Genomic DNA, 14,141 nt, shown 5'->3' with positions numbered 1-14,141 from the left:
GATTCGAAAACACCAATTCATACAATATAAAAATAATGTTCTTCATAGGGGTAGTATGCAATGTCTGAGATCACAACCAATATTTTTGAACAGTTAAGAGCATCGGCCGACCAGGCCAGCAGCCTGTTGAAGGTGATGGCCAATAGCGACAGACTGATGTTGTTATGCCAGCTCTCGCAAGGAGAAAAATCCGTCAGCGCCCTGGAAAGCAATTTGAATTTACGACAACCCAGCCTGTCACAACAATTAACAGTCCTGCGTGAAGCGCAGCTGGTGATCACCCGCCGCGAAGGCAAAAATGTGTTTTACCGTATCAGCAGCCCGGCCGCACTGGCAGTGATACAGGTGTTACACCGCGAGTTCTGCCAGCAGGCTGTCCGTTTCGAAAGTGCTTAGGAGTCAAGTATGCAATTCAAACAAATAGACCAGCGCTTCAGTGTCGCCGGTCAGTTAACTGCCGCTGATATGCAGGAAATAGCCGACCAGGGTTTTAAACTGGTGATCAACTTCAGACCAGATGGTGAAGGCGGTGAAGCGCAACCCGCCAATGCCATACTGGCAGAACAGGCGCAGGCACTAGGCTTGCACTATGCCTATATTCCAGTCATCCCCAACCAGATCCAGGCTAGCGATGTCGCCCAGTTACGCGATCTTCTGACGCAACACCCAGGTCAGGCTTTGGGTTTTTGCCGGACCGGCAACCGTGCCAGCAATGTTTACCAGCAGGTGTTGCAATCCGGCGATCCGGCACACGACGCTAGCAAACCCGCCTGTTGCCAGTCTCAAACCACCACTGAAAACCTGTCTTCACGTGTATTGGGCTGGATTAAGCGGTAAGATTGGCACTATCGATCTTAATATGAGCAAGCAGACCTATGAGCAACCGTGTATTTGAAGTAGTCATCGTCGGCGGCGGCAGCGCAGGCTGTGCCATCGCCGCCAGCCTGAAAAAACGCGCACCGGCGCTGAAGATCGCCATCATTGAGCCTTCTGCCCAGCATTATTACCAACCGGCATGGACCCTGGTGGGTGCCGGTGAGTTTGATGTGAATAAAACCGTCAGGCCCATGGCGCAGGCCATTCCTGACGGAGTGACCTGGTTGCAGAGCGCGGTGACTGCCTTCAATCCGGCTGACAAAACAGTCAGCACCGCCACGCTGGGCGATATTCAATATGAACAACTAGTGGTGGCCGCCGGACTGAAACTGGACTGGGAAGGCATTAAGGGCCTCAGCGCGACCCTGGGTCAACATGGGGTCACTTCCAATTACCGCTTTGACCTCGCGCCGTATACCTGGAAACTGGTGCAGGAGTTGCAATCCGGCGTCGCGATCTTCACGCAACCAGCCATGCCTATCAAATGCGCAGGCGCACCGCAAAAAGCCCTTTATCTTTCCTGCGCCGAATGGCTGGGCAAGGGCCGCCTGGCTAACATCAAAGCCTCGTTTTACACCTCTACCCCAGCCTTGTTTGGCGTGAAGGAATACGTAGAGCCGTTGATGCAGTATATCCGCCGTTATCAGGTGGACCTCAACCTGAATAGCACCCTGGTGGAAGTGGATGGCCAGACTAAAACTGCCTGGTTCAATGTCAAGGATGCAGACGGCAATGTCAGCCGCATCAGCAAAACTTTTGATTTACTGCATGTGGTGCCGCCACAAACAGCGCTGGATTTCATCAGGCAAAGCCCGCTCGCCAATGCAGACGGCTGGGTGGAAGTCGATCAGCACAGCTTGCAGCACGTGAAGTACCCCGAGATCTTTGGTGTAGGTGATTGCACCAATACCCCTAACGCCAAAACAGCGGCTGCCGCACGCAAGCAGGTGGTGATCGCCGCCGAAAACCTGCTGGCACAGCGGCAAGGTCTGGCCTTGCCATCGCGTTATGATGGTTATGGCTCCTGCCCGCTGACGGTAGAAAAAGGCAGGATCATACTTGCCGAGTTTGGCTATGGCGGCAAGATAGTGCCGACTTTCCCCTGGGATTCGACCAAACCACGCCGCTCTGCCTGGCTGTTGAAGAAGTATGTTTTACCCTGGCTGTACTGGAACCTGATGCTCAAAGGCCGTGAGTGGCTGGCACGCTGCGGCGCCTGCGGTTAGGCCTGCGCACTCTCTGCAGCCAGCAGCCCCTCTAGCCAGCGCAAGGTCAAGGCGACGCCGAAACCATTGACCTCGCTGGCGACCGCGCCCAGCCCGTCTTTGTGCGCATAAGCAGACAGGTCGACATGGCACCATGCGATATCCTGCTCAATAAACTTGCCTAGAAAGCGCGCAGCGATGATATGGTCTGCATCGCTTTCCATGGTGCATTGCTTGATATCGGCGATCTCGCTATCCAGTTCACTGTCATAATCCTGCGGATAGGGGAAAGCCACCACGCGCTCGCCACTGGCCATGCCGGCCGCCACCATCTGCTCACTCAATTCAGCGCGATTGGCGACTATGCCACTCATGCGTGAGCCCAGTGCCGTCTGCATGCTGCCGGTGAGCGTGGCGTAATCCAGCATCACATCCGGCTGCTCACGACTGGCCAGGGTCAGGGTATCGGCCAGCACCATACGCCCCTCGGCATCGGTATGCACGATCTCTATGCTCATGCCATTCAGCGCGGTGACTACATCATTCTGCTTGTAGGCATGCGGACCGATATGGTTCTGCGCGATCGCCAGCCAGCAATCGACATTCACCGCCAGCTGTTGCGCGCTGATGGCCTGCAGCACGCCCACCGCCACCGCACTGCCATTCATATCCTGGTGCATGCCCTGCATGTATTTGGCCGACTTCAGGTTATGGCCACCAGTATCAAAGCAAATGCCTTTGCCGACCAGGGCGATGGTTTTTTGCGCCTGCGCATGCCGGTAGGATAGTTTGACGATAGCGGCATCTTGCGCCGCAGAGCCTTGTGCCACGGCCACGAATGCGCCCGCCCCCATGGCTGCCAGCTGCTGGTAGCCCCACTCTGCATATTGCCAGTGCTGGCTGGCCGCCATCGCCTGCAAACGTTCGCGATAGAGCTGCGGCGTTTGCTGATTGGGCGGCGTGAGCGTGAGTGTGCGGCACAAAGTATTGCCAGCCACCGTCGCCTCGACTTCGGCAACCCAGGGCAGTGCCTGGACACCAAAGACACGGATATCCCGCAGCTCGCCAGACTTTAAATCGGACTGTGAATCGGATTTGGACTCGCGCTTGAGCACTGGCAGCTTCTGCGCATTCACCACCGCCACATACGCCGCGTGGCGGGCGATACGGCTGCTATGCTGCTGGCTGCTGTGGTTCGCGATTACCGCGATGGCAAGGCTATGCGGACGTTCAGCCAGCAAGGGTTGGACCGCCTGCCTGAGCAAGGTCTGCTGCTCAAATACCGATAGCGCAGTGGCTATCTGCACTGCGCTGACCAGTGCTCCGTTCGCCAGCTCCAGGCTGACAGGCTTTTTAGCCATATCCGCTAAAGACTGCTGGCTGCGCTTGAGTTTATGCGTTATTGCCAGTTGGAACGGCATGGTTTCAGGCAGGGCATCGACAAACACCAGCAGCAGATGCTGTGAAAAATCCAGCATGGCGGTTTCGTTTATCTCAAAATCTTGGGTCCAGTTGATCGGCATACAGTCAGAAAACACTCTTATATAAAATATCAAATAAACGTAGCAAATACCTGTAGTTAGCCATTGTTAATTCATGCAAAACTTGACCAAAAGCACCAAAAAAGAGACACTTACGGCTGATTGAAAGGTTGGCCTCCCGCATCACTATGGGGACGCGCAACGTGATACCATTAAAATAACAAGTATCCGATTTCGGAACCCCTTCTTGGTAATCAACAATTGCTCAACTCCAGGCACTGATACTTGCTTAAGTACAGACCTGGATTATACGCACAGCGACTTAAAACTCGGAGAATCCTCACGCATGGCAACGCATTCGCAAGCACACCTCAATGAAACTGATGCTCAAGAAACCCAGGAATGGTTAGACGCACTCAGTGCAGTAATTGAGAATGAAGGGCCGGAACGTGCCCACTTCCTGCTGGAAGCAATGATAGATCAGGCCCGCCGTTCCGGCGGCCATTTGCCGTACAAAGCAACTACCTCCTACGTCAACACCATTCCAACGCACCAGCAAAGCAAACTGCCTGGTGACCCTGAAATGGAGCGCCGCATACGCGCACTGATCCGCTGGAACTCCATCATGACCGTGCTGCGCGCGAACGAAAAATCGCCAGGCATAGGTGGTCACATTGCCAGCTTCCAGTCAGCAGCGACTTTGTATGACGTTGCCTTTAACCACTTTTTCCGCGCGGCGAATGAAAGCTTCGGCGGTGACTGCGTCTATTTCCAGGGCCACTCATCACCAGGCGTTTACGCGCGTGCTTTCCTTGAAGGCCGCATCACCGCAGAGCAAATGGATAATTTCCGCCAGGAGACCGCCGGCAATGGCCTCTCCAGCTACCCTCATCCATGGCTGATGCCGGATTTCTGGCAGTTCCCTACCGTATCCATGGGTCTGGGCCCATTGGCGGGCATCTATCAAGCACGTTTCCTCAAATACCTGCATAACCGCGGTATCGCAGACACCGCTGACCGCAAAGTATGGGTATTCTGCGGCGATGGCGAGATGGATGAGCCGGAATCACAAGGCGCTATCTCTCTGGCCGCGCGCGAAGGCCTGGACAACCTGATCTTCGTCATCAACTGTAACCTGCAACGCCTGGATGGCCCGGTACGTGGTAACGGCAAGATCATCCAGGAACTGGAATCCAACTTCCGTGGTGCCGGCTGGAACGCGATCAAAGTCATCTGGGGTTCTTACTGGGATCCGTTGCTGGCTATGGATAAAGACGGCCTGCTGCGCAAACGCATGGAAGAGTGCGTGGATGGCGAATATCAGAACTTCAAGCAAAAAGGTGGCGCGTACACGCGTGAGCACTTCTTTGGCAAATATCCTGAACTGCGCGAAATGGTGGCTGCCATGTCCGACGCCGATATCTGGCGCCTGAACCGTGGTGGTCATGACCCGCACAAGGTCTACTCAGCTTACCATGCAGCAGTCAACCACAAAGGCCAGCCTACCGTGATTCTGGCCAAGACCGTTAAAGGTTACGGCATGGGCGACGCCGGTGAAGGTCAGAACACCACTCACCAGCAAAAGAGCATGGATATTTCTTCACTGAAAGCTTTCCGTGACCGCTTTGACCTGGCATTGACTGATGAGCAGGTAGAAAGCCTGTCTTACTACCATCCTGGCGCAGATAGCCCGGAAATCAAATACATGATGGAACGTCGTGCGGCTTTGGGCGGCTTTGTGCCGGCCCGTAGACGCAAAGGTAACGAGCTGACCGTGCCTGAGTTGTCCGCCTTTGAAAACATGCTGGGCGCAACTGGCGAGCGTGAGATCTCTACCACCATGGCGTTCGTGCGTATCCTGTCTACCCTGGTGCGCGACAAGCAGATCGGTAAATATGTAGTGCCTATCGTGCCGGATGAAGCGCGTACCTTTGGTATGGAAGGCATGTTCCGTCAATTAGGCATTTACTCATCTGTCGGCCAGTTGTATGAGCCACAGGATTCCGACCAGGTGATGTTCTATAAAGAATCACAAAGCGGCCAGATCCTGGAAGAAGGCATCAACGAAGCCGGTTCATTCGCCAGCTGGCTGGCTGCCGCCACGTCTTACAGCGTGACCGGCACACAAATGATCCCGTTCTACATCTACTACTCCATGTTTGGTTTCCAGCGCATAGGCGACTTTGCCTGGGCTGCTGGTGACAGCCGTGCGCGTGGTTTCCTGCTGGGAGCGACTGCTGGCCGTACCACCCTCAACGGTGAAGGCTTGCAGCACGAAGATGGCCACAGCCACCTGATGTCTGCCACTATCCCTAACTGCGTGAGCTACGACCCGACTTTCTCTTACGAGCTGGCCGTGATCATTCAGGAAGGTATGCGCCGCATGGTGCAGAACCAGGAAGATGTGTATTACTACATCACCCTGATGAACGAGAACTACACCCACCCGGCCATGCCGGAAGGCAGTGCCGAAGGCATACTCAAAGGCATGTACAGCTTTAGCAAATCGAAAGCCAAAGGCCCGAAAGTGCAATTGATGGGTTCAGGCGTGATCCTGCGCGAAGTGATTGCGGCGGCCGAGTTGCTGGAAAAAGACTGGGGCGTGTCTGCCGATATCTGGAGCGTGACCAGCTTTACCGAATTGCGTAGGGAAGGCATAGATGCCGAGCGTAAGAACCTGCTCAACCCTGAAGCCAAACCGACCCTGAGCTACGTGGCCCAGTCGCTGGCCAAAGCAGAAGGCCCGGTGATCGCATCTACCGATTACATGCGCTCATTCGCTGACCAGATCCGCAACTTTGTACCCAACCGCTTTGTGGCTCTGGGTACCGACGGTTACGGCCGCTCTGACTCGCGCGAAGCATTGCGTAGCTTCTTTGAAGTGGACCGTTACTACGTGGTATTGGCCGCGCTGAAAGCTCTGGCTGACGATGGCAAATTACCAGCCAGCAAAGCAGTTGAAGCGATCAAGAAATACAATATCGATATCAGCCGCGCCAACCCGACAACGATTTAACAAGTGACACCGGTACTGCTTGTTGTGCGGTACCGCGTTTTTATAAAGGTTTAATACATGAGCTTAAAAGAAGTTCTCGTACCAGATATCGGCAACTTTGACACAGTAGACGTCATTGAAGTCCTGGTCAGCGTAGGTGACACGGTCGCCAAAGAAGATTCTTTGATTACCGTTGAATCTGACAAAGCTTCGATGGATATCCCCTCCTCTCTGGCGGGCGTGGTCAAGGAGATCCACATCAGCGTGGGTGACAAGACCAAGCAGGGTGCCCTGATCATCACCCTGGATACTGCCGGCGAAGCAGCACCTGCCGAGAAGCCTGCCCCGCAACCGACCGCAACACCGGTGGTGGCAACGGTGAAAGTGGATGAAAAAACCGTCGCCATCCCCGAGCCTAGCCGCCCGGTGGCTGAAGCGCCAAAAGTGGTACAACCGCAAGCTACCCCCAACCCGGTGGCAGAATCCAGCGTAGCCAGCTCTGGCAAACTGGCTCACGCCAGCCCTTCAGTACGCAAATTCGCGCGTGAGCTGGGCGTGAATCTGTCACTGGTGAAAGCCACGGGCCCTAAGAACCGCATCGTACAAAGCGACGTGCAAGCCTATGTCAAAGGCGAGCTATCCAAGCCACGCAGCGAAAATATGGGCGTGGGCACAGGCCTGAGCACTCTGCCTATGCCGGTGATCGATTTCAGCCAGTTTGGTGCGATTGAGAGCAAGCCGCTGTCACGTATCAAAAAGCTGTCTGGTGCCAACCTGCACCGCAACTGGGTGACTGCACCGCACGTCACTCAATTTGATGAAGCCGACATTACCGACCTGGAAGATTTCCGCAAGTCCATGCTGGCTGAAGCGGAAAAACGCGGCGTGAAACTGACATTGCTGGCTTTCCTGATGAAGGCGGTGGTCAATGCATTGCGCACTTACCCTAACTTCAATGCTTCACTGTCACCAGAAGGTGATAGCCTGATCCTCAAGCAATACTACAACATCGGTTTTGCCTGCGACACGCCGGATGGCCTGGTCGTGCCAGTGGTGCGCGACGTCAACCAGAAAGACGTGATGGACATTGCCCGTGACCTGGCTGACCTGTCGGCCAAAGCGCGCGAGCGCAAACTGAAGGTCGAAGAGATGCAGGGCGGCTGCTTTACCATCTCCAGCCTGGGCGGTATAGGCGGCACCATGTTCACACCAATCATCAACTGCCCAGAAGTCGCTATCCTGGGTGTTTCGCGTGCAGCCATGCAGCCTGTGTTTAACAAAGACTCCGGCGGCTTTGATGCCCGCCTGATCATGCCACTATCTCTGTCATATGATCACCGTGTGATCGATGGTGCCGATGGCGCAAGATTCACCAGCCACCTGCGTGTGATGCTGAGCGATGTGAGAAGGTTGTTGCTGTAATTCTTGCTACAGATAAAAACAAAGGCGCTTCAAGCGCCTTTGTTTTTATCAGGCTTTCTGCAGCATCTGCATAAAATCACCGGTTTTGATCACCCGCTGTTCAGTGACCGGCCATTGATAAAGATAGATCCAGACCTGTTCGAATACATTCCCGTCCAGTCCATCTATGCGCGTCGTCACCCGTTTATATTCAGCAGTCTGCACGTCTTGCGAGCTGCATTCTTCATATTCATCCAGTATGCTCAGTGTAGCTTGCGCATCATGCAAGCGATAAACCTCACCACATACCTGCTCATTCGCGTTGCCAGAAGCCAGCACGCCAGGATAATAGCTGATCTGGTACATACGACCCTGAAACCGGCCTTGCGTCAAAAACTCAGCCTGCGTGGACAGATACTCGGCCATACTGTTTGAATTGCCTTTACGCAGAGTGCCATACACGAATAGCAGATCAGACATAATAGTCAATTAAAACAAGGCCAACTGAGGGTCTAGGGGATTTTGCCGCCATGCGTGTGGTACCGCAAACAAATCGGTACGGAAACCAGTACGCTCACCAGACATTCCCAGCTTGTGGCAACTTAACTTGAAACGGCTCGCTAGCAACTCCGCAAAAATACCCTCTCCTCGCATACGTTTGCCAAAGTCACTTTGATAGCTCTTGCCACCCCGGCTTTGTTTCACCAGGCTCATGACATGTGCCGCTTTTAACGGGAAGTACTGCTGCAACCATTCTTCAAACAAGCTGGTCAGTTCATGCGGTAAACGCAGAAAAACATAGCCTGCCTTGCGTGCGCCTGCCTGATAGGCTTTTTCCAGTATCTGTTCCAGATGATTGTCGGTCAATGCCGGAATCACAGGCGCCACCATGACGCCGGTAGGAATGCCTGCCTCGCTCAGTTTGCGCAGGGTCTCAAAGCGCCGTTCAGGTGCAGCGGCGCGTGGTTCCAGGCGGCGTGCAATTTGTCTGTCCAGGGTGGTGATGCTCAGGTATATGCTGGCCAGCCCTTTGGCGGCCATGGGTGCGATCAGATCAATATCACGTTCAACTAACGATGATTTGGTGACCAGGCTAAAAGGATGATTGGCTGCACTAAGCACCGCTATCACCTTGCGCGTAAGCTGGTATTCGCGTTCTATCGGCTGGTAGCCATCGGTATTCATCGCTAGCGCTATTGGCGCGCATTTGTATTTCGGATGCGCCAGTTCCTTTTTGAGCAACTCGACTACATCCGGTTTCATCAGTAACTTTGATTCGAAATCGAGGCCGGGTGACATGCCTAAAAAAGCATGGGTAGGACGCGCATAACAATAGATGCAGCCATGCTCGCAACCCCGGTAAGGGTTCAGGGTGCGGTCAAAAGGCAGGTCTGGTGACTGGATATAGTTGATGACTGACTTGCTGGCGTCCAGCCTCACCTCTGTGCGTAACGGCGGGGCTGCTTCATCCAGGCTGCCCCAGCCATCGTCCAGCGACTCGCGGCTGTAAGGGTCAAAGCGGCTGGCCTGGTTGCTGCTGGCCGCCCTGCCCTTGTAGATAAGAGGTTTTTCATTCATAGAACATCATTCCTGAAAAAAGGCCTCTGACAAAATGCTATTCGTTGTTGTTTTTAACCTGCCAAAACCTTAAGTTAAAAAGAACGTTAATCGATGGTCAAATCGATTAACGTTTTTTATGAAGTCACTAATTATTTTAGAAACTGATCAGCGCTTTTCAGAGATCCACTGACAAGCCACTGCACTCCAGTACGGCAGCGATTGCAAAGCCAGCATGGAGACCCATAATTGTGCGTCCAGATTGCTGAAACCACGCGCGTACAGCATGGCAGAACCGCTTAACACCAGCAGGATAAGTATCATCAGCTCTTCTTTGATCGGGTCTATCAATTGCCAGTTGCTGAGTTTGGCCTTGGTTTTGTTAGTCACCACGAACACGCCGGCTTTGTGGGTCAGGCCGCCTATGATGCCTCTGGCAATCGCATGCGACAGGCCCAGACTGGCCAGCGAGGCGCCGAAAATATCAGTCCAGCTGCAATGCATGGTTTTGCGGTAGAGCACCGGCCCCAAAATGGCCTTGATCGCCAGGAAGCATAAGATAGGTACTATCATCACCACTACCGGCAAACTGAAGTGTTTGGGGAATACCAGCATGGCTATGGTCCATAACACCGAACCCAGCGTGAATATCAGTTGCAGCGCTTCACCGAACCAGCCGAACCAGCCAGTGAGGAAATGGTAGCGCTGGCTGAAATCCAGCGTTGATTTACCCAGCAGTTTAGGCATATGGTGTTTGAGGATCTGCATGGCGCCGAACGCCCAGCGATTGCGCTGCGACTTGAGTGCCTTGAAGTTGGCCGGTGTCAGGCCACGGCCAAAGGTTTCGTCGATATAGCGCAGCTCCATTTTGTTTTCGAGCAGGCGCAAGCCGAGTTCGGTGTCTTCACAGATGCACCACTCAGACCAGCCACCCAGAGTCTGCAGCGAATCGCGTCGTATCAGTGTCATGGTGCCATGCTGGATCAGGGCGTTGCGTTCGTGGCGGTGATGCATGCCTATGCGGAAAAAGCCTTCGAACTCCCAGTTACACATGCGGTGGAAGAACTGGTTCTCCCATTCACGGTGCGCCTGCGGTGCCTGCACCACGGCCACCTGAGTCTCGCGGAAATGCGGCACCAGGTCAGACAGCCAGTCTGTAGTCACTACGTAGTCGGCATCGACCACACCGACCACCTGGGCGTCCGGGTGGGTCTTATCCAGCGCGAAATTCAGCGCACCGGCCTTAAAGCCAGGCCACGAAGGCAAGTGATAAAAATGGAAGTTGTCCGGCAAGGTCGCCATATAGGCTTCGATAGGCTTCCACTTGGCTTCGTCTTTGGTGTTGTTATCGACCACGATCACTTCATAGTGCGTATAGTTCAAATTCAGCAGGCTATCTATGGTCGCGATCACCATATCCGGCGGCTCGTTATAACAGGCCAGGTGGATGGAAACAAACAGTTCTTCATCGGCAGGCACCGGGGTGGCACGTTTGAATAAGCGCCGCCATTGTGGTTTGAACATCACCTCGCTGAACTCTGCGGCGTAAATCATCAACACCATGGAAGTGAGGGCGATGGCCAGGATCAGGCCTATCAGCACCACGAAATCGCGCAAGGTGTAGTAGTAATCCCCAGGCAGGTTCCAGGCGATGGTCAGCGTGGTGATACACGCCTGGAACAATATGGCCATAGACAGCACACCGCCTATACCCCAATGCTTGAAGCGCCAGGCGATAAACATCATGGGGATGAACGCCAGCACCGTAGACCAGGTGGCTTTGGCTATCCAGCGCGTATTTGGCGGCACTGCGCCCTGTAAAGAGTATTTCTGGTGACGGTCAGCGTTGTACATGCCCCAATAGGCACCCGCCCAGCCTTCCAGCGCTACTTTCCATGGCTGGTCAAAGGCTTCCATCAGGTAGAAATCGAGGTCCTCGATAGAATTACGCGCCAGGAATTCGCGGATAAAGCGTGCCTGGTTGACTTCACTGGCGACAGAGGCGCCTATGGAAGGCCCACGGCTAGGCCAGCCCACCTCGGTGATGACGATCTTTTTACGCGGGAAAGCCTTCATCAGCTGGTTGTAACGCTCTATGGTGTATTGCACCGCGCCTTCAACCGGCACACCTTCGTGGTATGGCAGCAGATGTACGGCGATGTAATCCACATGCTTGACCAGTTCAGGGTGCTTGAGCCATACGTGCCATGGCTCGGCCGTGGAGACCGGCACCGTACTGTGTTCGCGGACAAAATCCAGGTATTTGATCAGTGCTTCGGTCGGCAGATCATTACGCAGCAATGACTCGTTACCGACAATGACGCGATCGATATTGCTGTAGTTCTCGATCTTTTCAAGCAAGGCGGAAACTTCGCGGGTGTTTTTTGCACCATCGGTATCTATCCACGCCCCGGCGATCACCTTCATATTGCGTCTGGCTGCCAGCGGAATGGTCTCGTTCAGGTCCAGGGAAGAATACATACGGATATGCTTGGTATGCTTGGACATCAGGTCCAGGTCTTCCGCCAGTTCTGCCGTGCTCGGATGTTGCCCATCCAGCGGGCTCTGGTCACCCCGGTAACCACTGTAGGCAAACCCGTTTACGGCAGGTTTTACACTGATCAGCGGCAAAGCGCGGTTTGCCAGCGCCCAGACCCCGAAGTGCAATGCAGAAAACAAAATGGCAAACACCAGGCCAGGGATCAGTTTTTTAAACCAGGACAGTATCACTTCTCACACTTTCTTAAACGATGCGTATTCTTTAACGATGCCGGCGATCAGTCACAAGTGGCTTTGTGCGCCACTTGCATGCTTTTGGCCGGCAATACAAATAATGCCAGGCCGCAGACCAGGGTCCACCACCAGGCGGTCAGGTTTCCGGGTTCCATCATGGCCACTGCGACAGACAGATTGGCTGCCAGCAATACCATCACCACCGTGAACCAGATGCCGGTCTGTTGCAGCTGGGCTGATGCCGCCTCAGGCTGCCGGATAGACAGCACAGAGATCAGCAGACCTACCAAAGGCAACCATGACAGGATCAGCGGGAAATCGAGGTAACGTCCATTAAAAGCCAGTCCGGCACTGGTGACAAACAGGCCTATGGCGAACAAGCGCAGCAGGCACTGCTCGACACATGACCTGGGTGCCAGGCCTAACCAGTGTCGCAATTGCAACAGCAGCAGACCCCAGCCTAGCAGGACAAAACCGCCCAGCGCGGCAAACTCCAGCGGGTTACGGGCGGCCAGCTGCACATAATCCACTTGCAGATAGCCATGCAGGGCGAGAGTAGCAGCCACTACGCCCAGCAGCACTTTCTGGCTGGCGGGTAACTTTTTATGTATGCCGTAAGCGACCGCACCGGCTGCCAGCACCAGGGCGATAATATAAGGCAGCCAACCGTCGGAGCGTTCTGATACTGGACCCTGCAAATTGAATTTTGGTTGCAGCTGATCGTTAAAAATACCCCAGAAGCCGCCTACCGTGCCTTCCAGCTCGCGCTTCCACGGCTGATCCATGGCTTCTATGATGTTGTATTGCCAGCCGGTCTGCTTGGCGGCCTGCAAAAAGCCGCGTACATACAGCACCTGGTTCACCACGCTGGGTTTGGCACGGAAACGCTGGCGCCCTTGCGACGGCCAGCCGGTCTCACCTATCAGCAATGGTTTTTTGAACACGGTGCCCAGATGCCCCATCACCGACGCCGTGTGTGCCACAGCCTCGTCTATCGCCACGGGTTTATCCTCCCAGTAAGGCAGGATATGCACAGTGACGAAATCTACCTCTTGCTCCAGCGTCGGGTACTTCAGCCAAAACTCCCAGACATCGGCATAGGTCAATGGCACTTTGGTATGCTGTTTTGCCCATTGCAGATATTCATGCATCTTGGCTTCGCTCTGCTCGCCGCGCAGCAACACTTCATTGCCCACTACCAGGCCACGCACGGTGTCAGGGTACTGGTTAGCCTGCTGCACCGCCAGTTCCAGCTCTTTGCGGTTATCGGCATCGACCCAGCCTATCCAGGCGCCGAGTATCACCTGCATGCCGAATTTTTGCGCCGCCTTGGGTACATGATCCAGCCCTTGCGACACAGAATAGGTACGCAGACATTTAGTCACTTTGGACAGCGCCTGCAGATCCTGCTCTATCTGCAGCGGGTCGACAAAAGTATCCTTGAGTGTAGGGTTCATGCCTGGCTTGTAATAAGGTGCATACGAAACGCATTGCAGCGGCAGGACGTCAGAAGGCACCTCTATCAATGGCTGGGGTTGTTGCAGGCGCCACACATAAAACACTGTGCCTATCAGAAACAGGCTGGCCCAGAATAACGCTGGAATACGAAAAAACGAACGTTGTACCATGATGGGATTTGACAACCGACTCTGTATAAAGAGCTGGTATTCTCTCACAAATAGCCGCGGCTTGCGTCCTACAAGCGATTAAGCGCAAACGCCAGATTGCTAAAAGAGACTTGGTGATTTAAGTAAATGGAATTATGATGAAACGATATTCAAAAAGCATGGCTCAAACTGCTTGCTTTTAACCCTATCTCGCCCAAATAACTATCTCAGAAGTCATATGAACGTTAAATCCAGTTTAACAGCAATTTGTTTGCTATCCGCTTTC

At 54.1% G+C, this 14,141-nt stretch carries 10 protein-coding genes; 5 read left to right on the top strand and 5 right to left on the bottom strand.

Features of this window, described 5'->3' with window-relative positions; all coding sequences use genetic code 11:
- Positions 1-60: 60 nt before the first annotated feature.
- The 3 genes from ACT6RZ_RS04235 to ACT6RZ_RS04225 are packed head-to-tail and all read left to right on the top strand — an operon-like array spanning position 61 to position 2,102.
- Positions 61-396, top strand: a complete 336-nt coding sequence (locus tag ACT6RZ_RS04235; protein WP_444700945.1) for a metalloregulator ArsR/SmtB family transcription factor — start codon at positions 61-63, stop codon at positions 394-396.
- Positions 397-405: 9 nt separating this feature from the next.
- Positions 406-837 (top strand): TIGR01244 family sulfur transferase, encoded by a 432-nt coding sequence (locus ACT6RZ_RS04230; RefSeq protein WP_444700944.1) that lies wholly within the window; start codon positions 406-408, stop codon positions 835-837.
- Positions 838-875: 38 nt separating this feature from the next.
- Positions 876-2,102: an FAD-dependent oxidoreductase gene (locus tag ACT6RZ_RS04225; protein WP_444700943.1), complete on the top strand. Its 1,227-nt coding sequence runs from the start codon at positions 876-878 to the stop codon at positions 2,100-2,102.
- Here ACT6RZ_RS04225 and ACT6RZ_RS04220 read toward each other — a convergent pair.
- Positions 2,099-3,604, bottom strand: coding sequence for a M17 family metallopeptidase (locus ACT6RZ_RS04220; protein WP_444700942.1), 1,506 nt, complete (start codon positions 3,602-3,604; stop codon positions 2,099-2,101). The two genes, ACT6RZ_RS04225 and ACT6RZ_RS04220, sit on opposite strands and share 4 nt — an antisense overlap.
- A 304-nt stretch (positions 3,605-3,908) precedes the next feature.
- Here ACT6RZ_RS04220 and aceE point away from each other — a divergent pair, with 304 nt between their 5' ends.
- Both aceE and aceF read left to right on the top strand, forming a co-directional pair.
- Positions 3,909-6,578: a pyruvate dehydrogenase (acetyl-transferring), homodimeric type gene (gene aceE / locus ACT6RZ_RS04215; protein ID WP_444700941.1), complete on the top strand. Its 2,670-nt coding sequence runs from the start codon at positions 3,909-3,911 to the stop codon at positions 6,576-6,578.
- Positions 6,579-6,635: 57 nt separating this feature from the next.
- Entirely contained in the window at positions 6,636-7,979 is a 1,344-nt protein-coding gene (aceF, locus tag ACT6RZ_RS04210; protein WP_444700940.1) for a dihydrolipoyllysine-residue acetyltransferase, read from the top strand.
- 48 nt (positions 7,980-8,027) lie between these two features.
- Here the strand turns inward: aceF and ACT6RZ_RS04205 are convergent, their stop codons facing one another.
- The 4 genes from ACT6RZ_RS04205 to ACT6RZ_RS04190 all read right to left on the bottom strand — a co-directional run bounded on the left by ACT6RZ_RS04205 (position 8,028) and on the right by ACT6RZ_RS04190 (position 13,876).
- Positions 8,028-8,438 (bottom strand): gamma-glutamylcyclotransferase family protein, encoded by a 411-nt coding sequence (locus tag ACT6RZ_RS04205; RefSeq protein WP_444700939.1) that lies wholly within the window; start codon positions 8,436-8,438, stop codon positions 8,028-8,030.
- Positions 8,439-8,447: 9 nt separating this feature from the next.
- Positions 8,448-9,536, bottom strand: a complete 1,089-nt coding sequence (locus ACT6RZ_RS04200; RefSeq protein ID WP_444700938.1) for a PA0069 family radical SAM protein — start codon at positions 9,534-9,536, stop codon at positions 8,448-8,450.
- Between the two features lie 147 nt (positions 9,537-9,683).
- Entirely contained in the window at positions 9,684-12,245 is a 2,562-nt protein-coding gene (locus ACT6RZ_RS04195) for a glycosyltransferase (protein ID WP_444700937.1), read from the bottom strand.
- A 47-nt stretch (positions 12,246-12,292) separates the two neighbouring features.
- On the bottom strand, positions 12,293-13,876 hold the full coding sequence (locus ACT6RZ_RS04190) for a glycoside hydrolase family 17 protein (protein WP_444700936.1): 1,584 nt from the start codon (positions 13,874-13,876) through the stop codon (positions 12,293-12,295).
- Between the last annotated feature and the right edge of the window lie 265 nt (positions 13,877-14,141).

The sequence above is a fragment of the Methylophilus sp. genome (genome assembly GCF_052437885.1).
Taxonomy (GTDB): domain Bacteria; phylum Pseudomonadota; class Gammaproteobacteria; order Burkholderiales; family Methylophilaceae; genus Methylophilus.
This window is presented reverse-complemented; position numbering and strand designations above follow the sequence as displayed.

Bases quoted from the DNA above. Each gene is read 5' to 3' on its own strand.
- ACT6RZ_RS04235 (WP_444700945.1), top strand. From the start codon at position 61: ATGTCTGAGATCACAACCAATATTTTTGAACAGTTAAGAGCATCGGCC.
- ACT6RZ_RS04230 (WP_444700944.1), top strand. From the start codon at position 406: ATGCAATTCAAACAAATAGACCAGCGCTTCAGTGTCGCCGGTCAGTTA.
- ACT6RZ_RS04225 (WP_444700943.1), top strand. From the start codon at position 876: ATGAGCAACCGTGTATTTGAAGTAGTCATCGTCGGCGGCGGCAGCGCA.
- ACT6RZ_RS04220 (WP_444700942.1), bottom strand. From the start codon at position 3,604: ATGCCGATCAACTGGACCCAAGATTTTGAGATAAACGAAACCGCCATG.
- aceE (WP_444700941.1), top strand. From the start codon at position 3,909: ATGGCAACGCATTCGCAAGCACACCTCAATGAAACTGATGCTCAAGAA.
- aceF (WP_444700940.1), top strand. From the start codon at position 6,636: ATGAGCTTAAAAGAAGTTCTCGTACCAGATATCGGCAACTTTGACACA.
- ACT6RZ_RS04205 (WP_444700939.1), bottom strand. From the start codon at position 8,438: ATGTCTGATCTGCTATTCGTGTATGGCACTCTGCGTAAAGGCAATTCA.
- ACT6RZ_RS04200 (WP_444700938.1), bottom strand. From the start codon at position 9,536: ATGAATGAAAAACCTCTTATCTACAAGGGCAGGGCGGCCAGCAGCAAC.
- ACT6RZ_RS04190 (WP_444700936.1), bottom strand. From the start codon at position 13,876: ATGGTACAACGTTCGTTTTTTCGTATTCCAGCGTTATTCTGGGCCAGC.